This is a genomic window from Flavobacterium sp. W1B (assembly GCF_047344965.1).
Classification (GTDB): domain Bacteria; phylum Bacteroidota; class Bacteroidia; order Flavobacteriales; family Flavobacteriaceae; genus Flavobacterium.
Genome location: NZ_CP178845.1, coordinates 1,523,148 through 1,540,269, shown reverse-complemented (window position 1 = coordinate 1,540,269; position 17,122 = coordinate 1,523,148). Strand labels below are relative to the sequence as shown.

At 35.7% G+C, this 17,122-nt stretch carries 10 protein-coding genes and 2 tRNA genes; 7 read left to right on the top strand and 5 right to left on the bottom strand.

Features of this window, described 5'->3' with window-relative positions:
* Positions 1 to 11: 11 nt before the first annotated feature.
* The 4 genes from ACMDB5_RS06785 (at position 12) to ACMDB5_RS06770 (ending at position 6,568) form a co-directional block, all read left to right on the top strand.
* Positions 12 to 1,778: a RagB/SusD family nutrient uptake outer membrane protein gene (locus ACMDB5_RS06785; RefSeq protein ID WP_414000250.1), complete on the top strand. Its 1,767-nt coding sequence runs from the start codon at positions 12 to 14 to the stop codon at positions 1,776 to 1,778.
* 371 nt (positions 1,779 to 2,149) lie between these two features.
* Entirely contained in the window at positions 2,150 to 3,631 is a 1,482-nt protein-coding gene (locus ACMDB5_RS06780; RefSeq protein WP_414000249.1) for an arylsulfatase, read from the top strand.
* Positions 3,632 to 3,866: 235 nt separating this feature from the next.
* Positions 3,867 to 5,375, top strand: a complete 1,509-nt coding sequence (locus tag ACMDB5_RS06775; RefSeq protein WP_414000248.1) for a sulfatase family protein — start codon at positions 3,867 to 3,869, stop codon at positions 5,373 to 5,375.
* A gap of 77 nt (positions 5,376 to 5,452) precedes the next feature.
* The gene (locus ACMDB5_RS06770) at positions 5,453 to 6,568 is read left to right on the top strand and encodes a formylglycine-generating enzyme family protein (RefSeq protein ID WP_414000247.1); all 1,116 of its coding nucleotides are present in this window, start codon (positions 5,453 to 5,455) and stop codon (positions 6,566 to 6,568) included.
* Between the two features lie 137 nt (positions 6,569 to 6,705).
* On the opposite strand, the gene ACMDB5_RS06765 is transcribed toward ACMDB5_RS06770, so the two are convergent.
* From ACMDB5_RS06765 to era, 3 genes are all read right to left on the bottom strand, one after another.
* Positions 6,706 to 9,498 carry an outer membrane beta-barrel protein gene (locus tag ACMDB5_RS06765; protein ID WP_414000246.1) on the bottom strand — a complete coding sequence of 931 codons (2,793 nt, stop codon included), beginning with the start codon at positions 9,496 to 9,498 and terminating at the stop codon, positions 6,706 to 6,708.
* A 93-nt stretch (positions 9,499 to 9,591) separates the two neighbouring features.
* Positions 9,592 to 10,902, bottom strand: coding sequence for a ribosome biogenesis GTPase Der (gene der, locus ACMDB5_RS06760; protein WP_414000245.1), 1,311 nt, complete (start codon positions 10,900 to 10,902; stop codon positions 9,592 to 9,594).
* Positions 10,903 to 11,218: 316 nt separating this feature from the next.
* Positions 11,219 to 12,100 (bottom strand): GTPase Era, encoded by an 882-nt coding sequence (era, locus tag ACMDB5_RS06755; protein ID WP_414000244.1) that lies wholly within the window; start codon positions 12,098 to 12,100, stop codon positions 11,219 to 11,221.
* Between the two features lie 117 nt (positions 12,101 to 12,217).
* Between era and ACMDB5_RS06750 the strand changes: the two genes are divergently transcribed.
* Positions 12,218 to 12,290 (top strand) — tRNA-Met (locus ACMDB5_RS06750).
* 35 nt (positions 12,291 to 12,325) lie between these two features.
* Positions 12,326 to 12,398, top strand: a tRNA-Met gene (locus ACMDB5_RS06745).
* A gap of 189 nt (positions 12,399 to 12,587) precedes the next feature.
* On the opposite strand, the gene ACMDB5_RS06740 is transcribed toward ACMDB5_RS06745, so the two are convergent.
* Positions 12,588 to 13,442, bottom strand: a complete 855-nt coding sequence (locus ACMDB5_RS06740; RefSeq protein WP_414000243.1) for a leucine-rich repeat domain-containing protein — start codon at positions 13,440 to 13,442, stop codon at positions 12,588 to 12,590.
* A 179-nt stretch (positions 13,443 to 13,621) separates the two neighbouring features.
* Here ACMDB5_RS06740 and ACMDB5_RS06735 point away from each other — a divergent pair, with 179 nt between their 5' ends.
* Positions 13,622 to 14,104 (top strand): DUF1761 domain-containing protein, encoded by a 483-nt coding sequence (locus ACMDB5_RS06735; protein WP_414000242.1) that lies wholly within the window; start codon positions 13,622 to 13,624, stop codon positions 14,102 to 14,104.
* Between the two features lie 68 nt (positions 14,105 to 14,172).
* Here the strand turns inward: ACMDB5_RS06735 and ACMDB5_RS06730 are convergent, their stop codons facing one another.
* Positions 14,173 to 17,091 carry an FAD-binding and (Fe-S)-binding domain-containing protein gene (locus ACMDB5_RS06730; protein WP_414000241.1) on the bottom strand — a complete coding sequence of 973 codons (2,919 nt, stop codon included), beginning with the start codon at positions 17,089 to 17,091 and terminating at the stop codon, positions 14,173 to 14,175.
* Positions 17,092 to 17,122: the final 31 nt, after the last annotated feature.

The following is a 17,122-nucleotide window of genomic DNA, read 5'->3' as shown; positions in this document are numbered from 1 at the left end:
AAATTAAAAACATGAAAAAAATATATTTAACACTTATTGCTATTTCTTCATTACTTACAAGCAGTTGTGAAACAGAATATTTATCTCAAACACCTAAGGATCAACTTGTAATCGAAACTACTTTTACCAGTTACAACAATATTAAAGCCTATGCTTGGGGATTTTACAATACTTTTCCCGGCTATAATCGCGGTCCCCTTGATGAAGAGTTTAATGGAGATCTATTTTTAAATAGTAATTCAAAACTTTCTATGTCAGATTGGATTAAACAATTAATAACTATTCCTTCTTCAAGCGGCTCCTATACTGAACCATATACGAACATCAGAAAGATTAACATTTTACTAGATAACATTGATAAATCCAATGTTATCACCCAAGCCGAAAAAGATCACTGGAGAAGCGTTGGTTATTTTTTTAGAGCATATGAATATTATAATTTAGTCAGCAAATACGGTGATGTAATTTGGCTCGAGCATACGCTTAATGACTCGTCACCTGAACTATATGCAGCACGTACACCTAGGAATGAGGTTACACAAAAAATGCTAGACAACTTGCTTTATGCAGAATCTAACATAAAACCTGCTGGAGACGGCCCTAACTCAATAGGAGTTCATGCTGTGCGTGCCTTAATCTCTAGATTTGGTCTCTTTGAAGGAACCTGGCGAAAATACCATTCGTTAAATGATGCTGAGAAGTATTTAAGAGCCAGTGCTGATGCTTCAGAAAAATTATTGGTTAGCTTCCCAACTTTGAACCCTAATTACGATTTGGAGTTTAACAGCGAATCATTGGCTGGTGTTCCGGGAATCATATTGTACAAACAATATGCAAATGCACAAATCACCCATACACTAAGTTCCGCACACAGAAACTCATCCGGTAATTGGGATTTAACAAAAAAAGCTGCCGACATGTATTTACTTACTGATGGACAAACCCGCTGGAGCAGCCCATTGTTCATTGGAGACAAAGATCCTTACGAAGAGTTTAGGAACCGCGACAAAAGAATGTTATACACTATACTTCCTCCATTTAAAGTTAATGCTAACAATTTAACTTGGACGTATGATACCAACCCTAAACACAGGGAGTATCTTGATCTTTTAGCAACGCTTTCTGATACAAAACACAAAGGGGAACCTGCTAGAAACTGGCAAGGACTAGTACTAAAACAATCTCCACATTTTAGAGATTTTAATAATGGTCAAGGATTTATCGCAGGCCAAACAGGTTACCAACTGTATAAATACTACAATAATTTATTAAGCATACAAAATGTTGATATCAGTGACGCCCCAATTTTTAGAATTGCTGAAGTCATGGTAAACTATGCTGAGGCAAAATATGAGCTCGGCGAATTTAATCAGACTATTGCAAATTCTACAATTAACAAACTAAGAGATCGTGGTGGCGTTGCCCATTTAGTAATTGGATCTGAACCAACAGATATTACACGTGACGCATCAGTTACTCCTACTCTTTGGGAAATCCGTAGAGAAAGAGCTATTGAACTTATGGGTGAGGGTTATCGATTTAATGACCTTAGAAGATGGAAAAAAATGAATTATACAGATTTTGAACAATTCGGATGTTGGGTTAAAAATTCCGATTATGGAAATAAGTTAACTATACAAAATGGAGCTTCTGAAGGATATGTTACAATATACGGAGCACCACTAGGAAATTTTCCAGAATACTATTATCTATACCCAATTCCTTCTAACGAAATAGTTTTAAATACTAACTTGGTACAAAATCCTGGTTGGAAATAAATATTATTAAATAAATTATATCATCCAGTAAAAGGCTTTTTCTTCGTAAAAAGTCTTTTACTATTTATAATCGTTGATTTTTAAACATGCTTAATAAATTATTATTTTATATAATTGAGAGTAAAACACTGTTTTTTTTTGTGGAATATTTTCAGTCCATCTTCTGAATTCAAATTATTACAACTTAATAAAAAAATAGTCCAATAAAAAATCCAAAAGGCTTCTTTTGCTTTATACAAAAACATTTCAGTATTTAAAAAAAACAATATAATAGAATCATTAAATCAAAAAAAATTATCTTAAAAGCAGCAATCAATTAAACAGAAAGCATCATTGAACTACCAACAAAGACAACATTTAAATTATTCAAAATGAGAAAAGAAACAGCATTATTCATAACCTTCTTATTAGTTACAAATTTGCTATTTGCCCAACAAAAACCGAATGTCATATACATTTATGCCGATGATTTGGGATACGGGGAATTAGGATCCTATGGTCAAGAAAAAATAAAAACCCCACATTTGGATAAAATTGCCAAAGAAGGAATCAAATTCACCCAACACTATGCAGGAGCACCAGTTTGTGCACCATCTCGATGCATGTTGATGACCGGGAAAAACAGCGGAAAATCCTATATCCGAGGCAACTATGAACTAGGAGGTTTTGAAGATGAAAATGAAGGCGGACAAATGCCTCTTCCGGAAGGCACTTTCACCATCGCTAAATTGATGAAAGAAGCAGGCTATACAACCGGCGCTATTGGAAAATGGGGATTAGGAATGAGCGATGCTACCGGCAGCCCTAATCTACAGGGATTCGACTACTTTTATGGCTATCTTTGTCAGAAGCAAGCACATAATTTTTATCCAACCCACCTTTGGGAAAACGGAAAATCAGTAGCATTGGACAATAGTTACATCCAAGTTCACAAACCTTTGGCTAAAGATGCTCCGGACTCGGCTTTTGAATATTTCAAAGGAAAAGATTATTCGGTTACCAAAATGGCCGAAAAGACACTTGATTTCATCAAAGAAAACAAAACAAAACCCTTCTTTTTATACCTTCCATATACCGGCCCTCACGTTTCTTTGCAGGCTCCCGAAGAAGCCATTAAAGAGTACATCGGGAAATTTGAAGAGCAACCTTATCACGGCGAAAAAGGATATGCATCGTCTCTTTATCCAAAATCAACTTATGCTGCCATGATTACCTATATGGATCTACAAGTAGGAAAAATTATGGATTTATTGAAAGAACTTGGCCTTGACAAAAACACCATCGTAATGTTCTCAAGCGATAACGGAGCTACATTCGACACTGGGGGAGCTGATACCAAGTTTTTCAATAGCACCGCAGGATTAAGAGGAAGAAAACAAGATTTATACGAAGGTGGAATTCGCGAGCCGTTTATTGCGCGTTGGCCAGGAAAAATACCGGCGGGAAAAGTGACTGATCTTATTTCGACCCAATATGATTTGATGGAAACCTTATCCGAATTAACCGGAGTAAAAGCATGGAAAAATGATGGAGTTTCATTCTTACCAACTTTATTAGGCAAAGATAAAAAACAAAAAAAACGAGAATATATCTATTTTGAATTTCCAGAAAAAGGCGGTCAGGTAGCCATTAGGATGGGAGATTGGAAAGGCGTAAAAAGCAAAATGAAGAAAAATAAAAATGCCCCATGGGAAATTTACAATCTTAGAACAGATGTAAATGAAACTACCGACTTAGCAAGCCAACATCCCGAATTAGCAAAGAAATTTGAAGAAATACTAAAGGCAGAACATCAGCCTACTCATATAAATGACTGGGAATTTATCAATCCAAAAGTAGCCGTAAAAGAATAATTTTCTGGCTATTTTTCGGTGACCGAAGTAAATTGAGCCACTATAAACTTCCAGTTCATAGATTTTGTTTTACAGATTGAAAGACTTCCAAGTAAAAAGGCTAACACAAATTTCCATCAATTAATTGATGGAAATTTGTGCAATTTATAGATAAAACATTTTTTAGAAGCTAAAGCGAAACGCACTAAAAGCAAATCGTTTTAAACTATATTTGAGAACAATAAAACATAGAAATATGAATAGAATTAAGGCTATAATCATTGGCTTTTTAATAAGCAGTTCCGTTTTTTCACAACAAAAACCCAATGTCGTTTTCATTTATGTTGATGATTTAGGCTATGGAGATTTGAGTTGTTATGGAGCCACCAAAATCAGTACACCAAATATCGACAAACTGGCAAAACAGGGAGTTCGGTTCACCAATGCGCATTCAACCTCAGCAACCTGTACTCCATCCCGTTATGCTTTAATGTCCGGAATTTATCCTTGGCGAAAAGCGGGAACAAGTATTTTACCCGGAGATGCAGCCTTAATTGTACCAACTGACAAAACAACCTTAGCTTCCCTTTTCCAAAAAGAGGGTTACCAGACCGGCATCGTCGGAAAATGGCATCTAGGATTGGGGGATAAACTCGAAAAAGAATGGAACGGAGAATTGAAACCAGGACCTAACGAAGTAGGTTTCGATTATTCCTTTATTTTTCCGGCAACAGCCGATCGCGTTCCAACCGTGTTTGTCGAAAACAATCGAGTGATTGCCTTAGACGCTAATGATCCTATTCAGGTTGATTACAAGAAAAAAGTAGGTAATGATCCTACTGGAAAAGAACATCCTGAACTTTTAAAGATGCCTTCTTCACTCAATCATGGACACAACAATACCATCGTAAACGGTATCGGTCGCATTGGTTACATGAGCGGCGGCAACAAAGCCAGATGGTCCGATGAAGAAATGCCGTTGACTTTTTTGGCGAAAGCCAAAGAATTTATCGAAACCAATAAAAAGCATCCGTTTTTCCTCTATTACGCGCTAACAGAACCACATGTACCCCGAATGCCTTCAACCTTATTTAAGGGAAAAAGTAATCTAGGCTATCGCGGCGATGCCATTTTACAAATGGATTGGGCGGTAGGCGAAATCATGAAACAACTTGAAAATTTGGGCATAGCTCAAAATACCTTGATCGTTTTCAGCAGTGATAATGGCCCCGTACTCGATGATGGTTATCAAGACGAAGCCGTTTCAAAATTAAACGGACATACTCCTGCAGGTGTTTTGCGCGGCGGAAAATATAGTACTTTTGAAGCAGGAACAAGGGTTCCGATGATTATAAGTTGGCCGAAAAAATCTAAATCAGGTGTTTCCGAAGCTTTGCTTAGTCAAATTGATTTTATGGCTTCGTTTTCAAAAATGCTCAACATAAAAAACAACGAAATTACAGATAGCGAGGATATGCTCGATGTCATGTTAGGTAAAACGACCAAAGGCAGAACCATCCTAATCGAACAAGGAATCTCATCTTTGGCAATCCTAAGAGACAATTGGAAATACATCGAACCAAATAATAGACCGGCAATAGATTTATTAACCAATATCGAATTGGGGAATAATCCGCAACCACAATTGTATGATTTAAATAAAGATATTGGAGAAAAAGAGAATCTTGCCAGCCAACAGCCGAAGATTGCAAATGAATTGGCAAGTTTACTGCAAAAAATAAAAGAACAAAAAAATAAGGATTAATTATTTTCCAATAAACAAAGAATACGCCGCTGATTAAAACTATTTTTAGCTTTAAAACCGGGTTAAATAAACAACAAATGAGACATCAATCGATTACTCTGGGATTATTACTACTTTCAGTCTGTGCTTGTGGCAAAAAAGAAGAACAGAATACTGCCATGGGCAGCATAGAAACCATGAGTTGTGAATCTTCCCTCCCAGCCCGATTTTCGGCTACAAATAACACCACAACAATCAATCAGTCAAAAATGGTTTCTTATGATGGCATGGTACAAATTCCTGCCAGCGAATTCCTGATGGGCGCTTCGGATGACGAAGGCAGACAAGATGAATATCCTCAACATCAAGTTAAAATTAGCAGTTTTTGGATGGATGCCACCGAAGTGACCAATGCGCAGTTTGAAAAGTTCGTAAAAGCAACGGGCTATGTTACCACAGCCGAAATAAAACCGGATTGGGAAGAAATAAAAAAACAATTACCGCCAGGAACGCCAAAACCAGACGAAAGTTTATTAGTAGCTGCTTCGCTCGTTTTTACTCCAACAACTACTGCAGTCGATTTGAATGACGCTTCCCAATGGTGGAGATGGACCGAAGGAGCCAATTGGAAACATCCGGAAGGACCAAAAAGCAGCATTAAAGGAAGAGAAAACTATCCTGTGATACACATTTCATGGGACGATGCCAATGCTTATGCAAAATGGGCAGGCAAAAGACTACCTACCGAAGCCGAATGGGAATTCGCTTCCAGAGGAGGATTAATTGACAAAAAATATTTTTGGGGGAATGAAGACCCTGAAAAAGGCAAGCCAAAAGCTAACATCTGGCAAGGAAAATTTCCATATCTGAATACAACCAAAGATAAATTTATAGGAGCTTCACCCGTAAAATCATTTGCCCCCAATAAATATGGATTGTATGACATGGCAGGAAATGTCTGGGAATGGTGCAGCGATTGGTATACACCCGAATACTATAAAGATTTATATGGCAGCATTGCAAATAACCCAAAAGGACCTTCAAAAAGTTACGACCCTATGGAGCCTACAGTACCTAAAAAAGTGGTTAGAGGAGGTTCATTTCTCTGCAATGCATCCTATTGCAAAGGATATCGCGTTACAGCTCGTATGAAATCATCGCCTGATACCGGCTTAGGTCATACCGGTTTTAGATGTGTGGCAGATATTAAATAAGAAAACTATAATTCAAAAGAACAATAAAAAAAAATCTTTTTTAATACACAAGAAAGTGTAAACCATAAAAAAAAATCCCGATTGCTCGGGATTTTTTTATTTATATCAGAGAATAAACAGATCAGAAAAACTATTTTTTAGCGAAAAATAATACCGTTGCCACGAGCTGGTTTTTCCTTTCCTCCGAACTTACTAAGTTTATAAGTCAATGAAAACATCGCATATCTTTTTAAAACCACATTTTCCTCGTCGCGAATGTTTGTTGGCGAAATGGTTCTTGTGGCACTTTGATTTTGGTTCAACAAATCGTAGACTTTTACTTTTGCGGTCATTTTTTTATCAAAAAAGCTATATGCTAAACTGGTATTCCACAAATAAAAATCTTTCTTGAAACCATCTGCAATATTAGAGTTATAGGTATATCCGAAATCATTTCCAAAAACCCAATTTTTAGGCCAATAATTAGTCGTTTGCACATTAAAACGATGTACAACACTCGAAGCACCACTTGTTCTGTAATTAGTGTACTTAGAGTCATTGTAAGTAAAATTATAAGTTGGATTAATGACCAGCAACTCGCCATATTCATAAGTAAAATTGGCTCTAGGATTCAACCTTAAGGTTTTGGCTTCAAACATTTCTCCATCAATAAAACCTTTTGACAATCCATAATTAGAACTAAAACCCAAACCAAATTTAAAATTATGAGCGTCTTTTTTGATTGACTTGTTCCAATTAGTTCCAAGCCAAGTAGAATAGGTTCCGGAAACATTTTCGAAAGTAGTGAAGTTCGTTAAATTTTCATTATCGTATGAAACTGAAGAGGCAACTTGATCTCCATACAAATTTCCACCAAAATAAATTGAATAACCGGAGCGTGTGGCATAGTCATAATTATTGAAGCTAAAATACCCCCATTGATTTCTACTCGGTTTTAAATTTATATTACCCATAACGGTACTCAAAGGATTGGATAAATCCTCAACCGGTAAAATTTGACTTGCTGTAGGAAAATCAAAATCATAACTATAATTCATATAAATCGATTTGGACTTCGTTAATCGATATCCAAGTCGGGCATTTGCATAAGGCAAAACATAATTTTCAGTCAAATTAGTAGCTTGCCCAAGATAAAGCGAATTTGCATCAAATTGCACGAATGAAGGACCACCATTAACAGTAATGTTAAATTTTTTCTTATTTAAACTGAATCCCGTTTGAGGACGAAACACTTTTTTACCGGAAGCTAAATGATTGGTCAACTCCGGATCTAAATCAGAATAAGTTTGAGATCCAGAATCAAAATCAAAGGTATTTCTGTCATCTGATTTCGATTCATTGGTGTAATTCAGCCCAAATTTAACATTCAGAGAATCGGTAATAGGTTCAGCATATTCAATTTCAGCGACATACTTATCCATTAAATTCCTATTTTTTCTAATTTGATCGCGAATAACATCCGGATCAGTACTTTGATAAAAAACGGTATTGGTTTTATTTAAAGAACTTACATCCTCTTTTGAGTTTTCATTATTAAATGACAAACTTAAAAAACGACCTTTTCGTTTGAATCTCTTGTTAAAATTTATAGAATTGCTAAAGCTCCCACGATCACTGTCATCAAAAACCAAAGCAGTACTTTCATTTACCAATTGACCGCTGTCATTAAAATATCTTTCAGAAGAATCATTCGTGAATTTAGAATTCGACTTGGTGAATTTTGGCCCAACAAAAATACTCGCTGTAGAATCTATTTTATATTCAAATTGAAAATTAACATTATGCCCTAAATTTTCACCATTGGTTGTTGCTTCAGATTCTCTGTTTATATTTCCCGTCGGTAAAAATGTAATCATTTTAGTTCTGTTTACATTATCGGAATTAGAATTGGAGAAAAAATAACTTCCACTAGTTTCCAGATCTTTCATGAATTGATCCGAATAATTTATCCCCAACATATTAGAACGGGTAATTCCTTTTCCGCCGCCAAAACGGTTGCCATTAAGCGTAAAAGACCCTCCGTCTGAATTATATGACATCGAGCTGTTTCTTCCTCCGCCCATGTTATCAAAAATTTCGTCCATCGAGAAACCCGTCGAGTTGATATTATTGGACGAAGCCAAAACACTAATCTTTCTTTTGTTTTTAAAATAATTAATTAAAGCACTACTTTCATAACGGTCATCAGTTCCGTAGCCTCCCATAAATTTTCCGAAAAGCCCTTTGTTTTTATTTTCATCAATAGTCAAATTGATACTGGCATTATTTGAAGTCGAAGCCTCTTTATTAAGCTCCTCTTTCTTCGTTTTCGTATCCGAAATTTGAACTTTATTAATAATATCCGAAGGCAAACTCTGAAGTGCAATTTTCCCATCTTTATCAAAAAAAGGTTTTCCATTTACCAAAATCTGATTTACTTCCTTTCCGTTAACGGTAATTTTACCATCCGTTCCAACTTCTACTCCAGGTAGTTGCTTTAATAAAGTTTCTACATTAGAATCAGGGCGAACTTTAAAAGAAGAAGCATTAAACTCCAAAGTATCTTTCTTTATTCTAACTGGCGGCGCCTCACTTTTAATAACTACTTCAGACAGCACATTTGGATTTTCAGAAAGATGTAAAACACCAAAATCCTTATTTTCCGTAATTGATTGAACTTCCTGCTTGAAAGGCTGATATCCCATATAGGAGATCTTCAAAAAGAAAGGCTTGTTGATTTTTTTGGTATCCATTTTAAAGAAACCATTTTTATCAGAAATAGTGTAATCAATAACTGTCGAATCTTTTACCGAAGTTAAAAAAACAGTAGCAGCCTCTACGGGAACCTGAGTGTTCTTATCTAAGATTTTACCTTTGAGGGTAATATTGCTTTGCGCAAATAAAGAAACACTTAAAAAGAAAGACAAAATAAGAAAATATTTTTTTTTCATAAATAAAAAATTCGCTGTTAATAATTGAATATCAACAGCGAATTAAGTTATTTATTGTTAAACAATGTAATTTCTTACATAAAATTTAACATTTTATTTTTCTCTAATATAAATATCGATTGGCACTCCTGAGAAGTCCCAGTTTTCTCTAATTTTATTTTCAAGGTAACGTTTGTACGGTTCTTTAACATATTGCGGCATATTGGCAAAAAACACAAACTGAGGAGTTGGCGTAGGCAATTGCATACAATATTTAATTTTAACGTATTTTCCTTTGGTTGCTGGCGGCGGATAAGCTTCAATCACTTTCAACATAAATTCATTGAATTTTGAAGTTGCAATACGTTGTTGTCTATTTTCATAAACTTTTACCGTTGCTTCTAATGCTTTCAATAAACGTTGTTTTGTTAAAGCGGAAACAAAAAGAATAGGCACATCTGTAAATGGCATTAATTCTTTTCTGATTTTTTCTTCGTAATCTCTGGTAGACATAGTTTCTTTTTCAACCAAATCCCATTTGTTTACCAAAATCACAACTCCTTTTCTATTCTTTTCAGCCAACCAGAAGATGCTTTGATCTTGTCCTTCAAAACCACGGGTGGCATCAATTATCAAGATACAAATATCGGCATGCTCGATCGCACGCACAGAACGCATAACCGAATAAAACTCTAAATCTTCCTTCACCTTGGCCTTACGACGGATTCCGGCAGTATCTACCAAGTTAAATTCGAAACCAAAACGGTCAAATTTCGTATCGATAGAATCACGAGTTGTACCCGCAATATCAGTAACAATATATCTGTCTTTACCAATCAATGCATTGATAAAACTTGATTTTCCGGCATTAGGACGTCCTACAACAGCAAAACGAGGCAAAACCACTTCTTCCTGTGTTGGTTCTGGTTTTATAGGAAAAGCATCAATCAATGCATCCAATAAGTCTCCAGTTCCGCTTCCTGAAATACTCGCAAAAGTGTAATATTCCCCTAAACCAAGGTTATAAAACTCAACTGCGTCTTTTTCGCGCATCGCATTATCCACCTTATTTACAGCAAGTAAAACAGGCTTCGTTACTTTACGCAACAATTTCGCAACCGCATCATCCATTGGTGTGATGCCTTCTTCAACATCAACCACAAATATAATTACGTCGGCTTCATCAATAGCCAATTCAACTTGTTTACGGATTTCACCTTCAAAAACGTCATCGGATCCACGGATATAACCTCCAGTATCAATTACAGAAAACTCCTTTCCGTTCCACTCGCTTTTACCGTAGTTTCTATCTCTGGTAACACCAGAAACTGAATCCACAATAGCTTCTCTTCTTTGTATCAGCCTATTAAAAAGGGTTGATTTCCCTACATTAGGTCTTCCTACTATCGCAACAATGTTATTCATTTTTTTTATTTTAGTCCCAATAGCTACCGGGATTAGATTTTAGATTTCAGTTTCCTAAAATCATATTACACTTTAAAAAACTCCAAATAGAGCATTTTTAATTTTTTGCAAAGGTAGTTAAAAAAGTGACTAAGTCGCTAAGTTCCTAATTTGCTGAATTTTTATTTTTATTTGAAGCTTTTTCCAGCTATCATTCCAATCTTTTTTATTGTAAAAACAATAAAAAAGGATTTTCCCTTCCATCTGGGCTAGGGAATTGTGGTAATAAATCATTTTCATACGATTAAACAAATAACCATATAAAGAAATGATCTTTTTATTGGTTGTAACCAAAACGCTTCAACATATTGGCATTGCTTCTCCAGTTTTTATTCACCTTCACGTACAACTCAATATGTATTTGTTTTCCAAAAAATTTCTCTAAATCAGCACGAGACTCCATCCCTACTTTCTTTAATGCGGCTCCTTTATGACCAATAACGATCCCTTTCTGTGTATCTCTTTCTACCATTATTAAAGAACGGATTCTAATAATATCATCCGTTTCAATAAATTCTTCGGTAACGATTTCTACTGCATACGGAATTTCTTTACTGTAATTCAACAAGATTTTCTCACGAATGGTTTCATTTACAAAGAAACGTTCCGGTTTATCTGTCAAAGTATCTTTTGGATAATAGGCTGGAGATTCCGGTAATAATTCAATTATTCTTCCAAAAACTTCCGGCACATTAAAATTCTGTAAAGCCGATATCGGGAAAATCTCCGCATTTGGCACCTTAGCAGACCAGAAAGCGACTTGTTCTTCTAATTGTTCCTGGTTCGAATTATCGATTTTATTCAACAATAATAAAACCGGAATTTTAGCATGAATAATTTTATTAAAGAAAGCTTCGTCTTTCAAATCCTGCTCACCAATTTCAACCATATAAATCAAGATATCAGCATCTTCAAAGGCAGACTTAACAAAGTTCATCATGGATTCCTGCATCTCGTATGCCGGTTTTATGATTCCGGGCGTATCCGATAAGATAACCTGAAAATCATCGCCATTAACGATCCCAAGGATTCTATGACGAGTTGTTTGTGCTTTAGATGTAATGATAGACAATCTTTCTCCTACGAAGGCATTCATTAAAGTTGACTTCCCAACGTTTGGATTCCCTATGATATTTACAAAACCTGCTTTATGTGACATTTCTATTATATTTATTTTGCAAAGGTAGTTATATCAAGTCAATAGATGAAATAAAACATTTTTTTAAATTTTTCATTGGAAATACAGAATTTCGTTGTACATTTGCACCCGAAACATCGCGGGATAGAGCAGTAGGCAGCTCGTCGGGCTCATAACCCGAAGGTCACAGGTTCGAGTCCTGTTCCCGCTACTAAGGTAGCCTTATTGAGATTACAAAACGCACATCGCGGGATAGAGCAGTAGGCAGCTCGTCGGGCTCATAACCCGAAGGTCACAGGTTCGAGTCCTGTTCCCGCTACTAGAAAGCTTCAGAGAAATCTGGAGCTTTTTTTATTCCCCTTATTTCAACTTCAAAAATCATTAAACATAAAAACCCGTGAAGCGCAAACAACACGGGTTTTAACGAACTAAATCTACCAAAACAAACATATTTTAGAGCAACTAAAATTTTCTTTTTTTCGAAATACTTGATTCAAATAACGAGCTTCTAATCCTCAGACACCAAAGGTCTTTCAACCTCCATTGCAACATCCATCAAGACAGCAACTCCTTTATCATTAATCATAGTTAGATTTAAAGTATCCAAAACTGCCAGATCTCTAGAAACTAACCCACTAAACATATTGTATGAAATATTCATTTCTTTCAAATTCTTCAACTTTTCTAGATCAAAAGGGATTTGTCCCTCAAGATTATTTTCAAACAAACTCAAATTTTCCAACTTTTTTAAATTTGCTACATCCATACTTAATCTTCCATTAAACTTATTACTGTTTAAAAGCAATATTTTTAAACTCTTGATTTCATAAAGAGAACTTGGTATTTGGCCTTCAATATCATTATTAAATAATGATAAAGTTTCCAATTGTTGCAAATCACCAATTTGAGAAGGCAATTGCCCAGAAAGTCTATTCATATAAAGCTCCAGCTTTGTTAAGTTTTTCATTTGACATAAAGAAGAAGGAATAGACCCTACTAATTTATTAAATGAAAGATCCAAAACCTTTAATTTCTTTAGGCCGGCCAAAGTAGAAGGTATTTTTCCTGACAAAGCATTTTTATGTAAATTCAATTCTTGTAGACTTACAAGATTGCCAATTTCATTAGGCAACTCCCCTTCTAAATTGTTATCGGAAAGGTTCACCGAAATTATTTTATCATCACTTAATTTAACACCGTACCAAGTAGATACAGGCGAAGACAAGTTCCATTTTGTTTTCCAATTTTCACCATGAGTTGCCTTATACAATCTCAAAAGCACCTTTTTATCCGAAGTCGAAACCTCAGCCATCATTGAAAATGAAGTAAGAACCGTTAAAACAATAGTGAATAGATTTTTCATGACCTCTAAATTTTACTTTATTGAATACTTAAAAGTACTCACAAAGAAGTTTATCAGCAAATATAATCGACAAACTGCATAATTTTGAAAAATAAAACCGTATTTTTCCTACAAATAAATTATTTATTAACAAGAAAATATTTTATTACATTTGACTCACTAACCTTAATATTTAATTTATGCAAATCAACTTTTTAGCACTCTTAGTAGCTGCCGTATCAACTTTAGTAGTAGGATTTATTTGGTATCATCCCAAAGTATTTGGAACAATCTGGATGAAAGAAGCCGGTATGACTGAAGATAAAATGAAAGGAAGCAACATGGCTTTAATTTTTGGAATGGCAGTATTCTATGCTTTTCTAATTTCGATGATTCTCCAATTCTTGGTAATTCATCAATTTGGAGCATTTGGTATGGTTGGCGGCGAAGTAGAGACTGCAAAACCAACTTATGCCGCATTTATGGCTGATTACGGAACTGCTTTCCGCACTTTTAAACATGGAATGCTACATGGATTTATCTCAGGTTTATTCCTTGCACTTCCGATAATTGGTACCAACGCACTTTTTGAAAGAAGAAGCTGGAAATATACTTTGATAAGCGGCGGTTTTTGGATTGTTTGCTTTATGTTAATGGGAGGCATTATTTGCGCCTGGATTTAATAGACCAAAACATAAAAATCTCGCCTTTTTAAAAGAGGCGAGATTTTTATCAATCATTTTTAAATGAATTATTTTAAAGCTTTGTACAAAATCTCAACTGGATGCAAAGCCAGAATTCCGGTTCCATCGGCAATTTGATGACGACAACTTGTTCCGGATGCCGAAATCAATGTAGTTGTTTCTTCGGCTCTAATGGTTGGGAACAAAACAAGCTCTCCAATATTCATTGAAATTTCATAATGCTCTTTTTCATAGCCAAAAGAACCTGCCATACCGCAACATCCACTCGGAATATTAAGAACATTATAATTCTCGGGCAACGAAAGTATTTTTTTCAAAGGAACCAATGAGGATAATGCTTTCTGAAAACAATGTCCGTGCATACGAATACGCTCTACGGAATCCGTGAACAAACTTGAAATTATATTTCCAGTTTCCATTTCATTAGCCAAAAACTCTTCAATTAAAAAAGTTCGTTTGGCAATTTCTTTGGCTTTCCCTTTCAATTCGCCGCGACACAACTCCGGATATTCATCTCTAAAAGTCAAAATTGCCGAAGGCTCTATTCCGATTAGCAATCCATCAACTGGAATATTTTTTCCAAAATCAACAATGTTTTGTTCGGCTATATCTCGGGCTTGCTTTAGCATTCCTTTAGATAAATAGGTGCGCCCGCTAATTCCTAGTTCAGGAACAATAACTTTATAGCCTAATTTATTTAAAAGTTTTACTGCTGTTTGACCAATAGCTACATCATAAAAATTCAGAAATTCATCATTATACAAATAAACTGTAGGCTTATCAAAAGTTCCTTGTTGCGAATAGGTTTTAAACCATTTAGAAAAAGTGATTTTGTGCATCGTTGGGAGTTTTCGCTCCGTAGCAAAACCCGTCATTTTCTTTACCAAGTTCCCAATAAATCCTTTTGTAGAAAGATTGTAAACTCCCGGAATATTAGAAAACATTTTATTTATTAAAGGCGTATTTCCTATTAGCGTAGAACGGAATTTTACCCCGTTTTTATCATGATATTGCTGTAGGGTTTCAGCTTTTAATTTGGCCATATCCACGTTTGAAGGACATTCAGATTTGCATCCTTTGCAACTCAAACACAAATCCAACACTTCAAGTAAAGCTTCGCTGTCAAATTTATTTTCCTTATCAGAATGCGTTATGGTTTCACGAAGCATATTGGCTCGGGCACGCGTGGTGTGCTTTTCATTTCGTGTTGCCATATAACTCGGACACATTGTTCCTCCGCTTTTCTCCGTCTTTCTACAGTCGCCTGATCCATTACACATTTCGGCAGCACGAAGAATTCCATTCGTTTCCGAAAAATCAAAATAGGTGTCCGGCATAGGTGTATCCTGTCCAGCGGTATAGCGCAATGAACTATCCATCGGCGGCGTATCAACTATTTTACCCGGATTAAAAACATTCCAAGGATCCCAAGTATGTTTTACATCTTTAAAAATTTGATAAATTTCATCCCCCAACATTAATGAAATAAACTCCCCTCTTAATCTCCCATCGCCATGTTCTCCGCTTAATGAGCCTTTGTATTTTTTTACCAAATGAGCAATATCGGTAGCAATCGTTCTAAAAAGAACCGTCCCTTCCTTTGTTTTTAAATCCAGAATAGGACGCAAATGCAATTCACCTGTTGCGGCATGAGCATAATGCACACAATTTAAACCACGTTCCTTTAAAATAGCATTAAAATCTTCTATAAAATCGGGCAAATCGTTTACATCAACAGCCGTGTCTTCAATTACAGCAACCGCTTTTGCGTCACCAGGAATATTAGACAGCAAGCCTAAACCTGCTTTTCTTAGCGTCCAAACCTTATTGGTATCTTCTCCAAAAACTATCGGAAAATGATGTCCTAAATTCTTGGCGCGCATCTGAGCTTCCATTTTTTCGGCTAATTCCAGAATTTCTTCTTTAGAATCTCGCAAAAATTCGACCACCAAAATTGCTTTGGGATCACCTTGAACAAAGAACCTATTTTTACTTTGTTCGATATTTTCTTTGGTACAATCTAAAATATAATGATCTATCAATTCTACACTGTCCGGATTGAACTGCAAAGCTTCTAAATTTGCTTTCAAGGATTCATTGATACTATCACAATGCACGCAAACCAAACCCGAAAACGGTTTTAATGCATCGACTAAATTCAATTTAATTTCAGTCGAAAAAAACAAAGTTCCCTCCGATCCTGCAATTAATTTACAAAAATTGAATTCTCCTTCAAAATCACCAAATGGCTTACTATCCGCCAATAAATCTAACGCATAGCCGGTGTTACGACGCGGAATTGATTTTTTGGGGTAATTTTCGTCAAATAAATCTCTGTTTGTCTTATTTGACAAAATAGCTTTTGCCTGAAGGTAAATATTTTGCTCTAGTTCACTTACTACATTTATTCCGTTGCATTTGGCTTCAAACTCTTCATTGGTTAATGCTCCGAATGTAACTTCATTACCATCGGCCAAAAAACCTTTTATTTCCAACAAATGCTCTCTAGTAGAACCATAAATAACGGAACGAGCGCCACAGGCATTGTTTCCCACCATTCCTCCAATCATACAACGATTACTGGTGGAAGTTTCCGGTCCAAAAAACAGCTGATAAGATTTTAGATGCAAATTCAATTCATCTCGAATCACTCCTGGTTGCACCCAAGCAGTTTTAGTTGCTTTATCTACCGAAAGTATCTGGGTAAATTGCTGCGAAATATCTACAATAATCCCATTCCCTACAACCTGCCCTGCAAGTGATGTTCCTGCTGCCCTAGGAATAACACTTGTTTTGTTATCCCTTGCAAATTTAATTATTTTCTGAATATCTTGTTTAGTCGAAGGGATCGCTACAGCAAGCGGCATTTCTCGGTAAGCACTGGCATCAGTAGCATAAAGCGTACGCATCGTGTCATCAAAAAACAATTTCCCTTCTATTTGATCAGCTAAACTTTGAAGATTCATTGTGGTATTTTTTTATTTAATTAGTATTCCT

What these genes read in the sequence shown, in the direction of transcription:
- ACMDB5_RS06785 (WP_414000250.1), top strand. Translation starts at nt 12, where the DNA reads ATGAAAAAAATATATTTAACACTTATTGCTATTTCTTCATTACTTACA.
- ACMDB5_RS06780 (WP_414000249.1), top strand. Translation starts at nt 2,150, where the DNA reads ATGAGAAAAGAAACAGCATTATTCATAACCTTCTTATTAGTTACAAAT.
- ACMDB5_RS06775 (WP_414000248.1), top strand. Translation starts at nt 3,867, where the DNA reads ATGAATAGAATTAAGGCTATAATCATTGGCTTTTTAATAAGCAGTTCC.
- ACMDB5_RS06770 (WP_414000247.1), top strand. Translation starts at nt 5,453, where the DNA reads ATGAGACATCAATCGATTACTCTGGGATTATTACTACTTTCAGTCTGT.
- ACMDB5_RS06765 (WP_414000246.1), bottom strand. Translation starts at nt 9,498, where the DNA reads ATGAAAAAAAAATATTTTCTTATTTTGTCTTTCTTTTTAAGTGTTTCT.
- der (WP_414000245.1), bottom strand. Translation starts at nt 10,902, where the DNA reads ATGAATAACATTGTTGCGATAGTAGGAAGACCTAATGTAGGGAAATCA.
- era (WP_414000244.1), bottom strand. Translation starts at nt 12,100, where the DNA reads ATGTCACATAAAGCAGGTTTTGTAAATATCATAGGGAATCCAAACGTT.
- ACMDB5_RS06740 (WP_414000243.1), bottom strand. Translation starts at nt 13,442, where the DNA reads ATGAAAAATCTATTCACTATTGTTTTAACGGTTCTTACTTCATTTTCA.
- ACMDB5_RS06735 (WP_414000242.1), top strand. Translation starts at nt 13,622, where the DNA reads ATGCAAATCAACTTTTTAGCACTCTTAGTAGCTGCCGTATCAACTTTA.
- ACMDB5_RS06730 (WP_414000241.1), bottom strand. Translation starts at nt 17,091, where the DNA reads ATGAATCTTCAAAGTTTAGCTGATCAAATAGAAGGGAAATTGTTTTTT.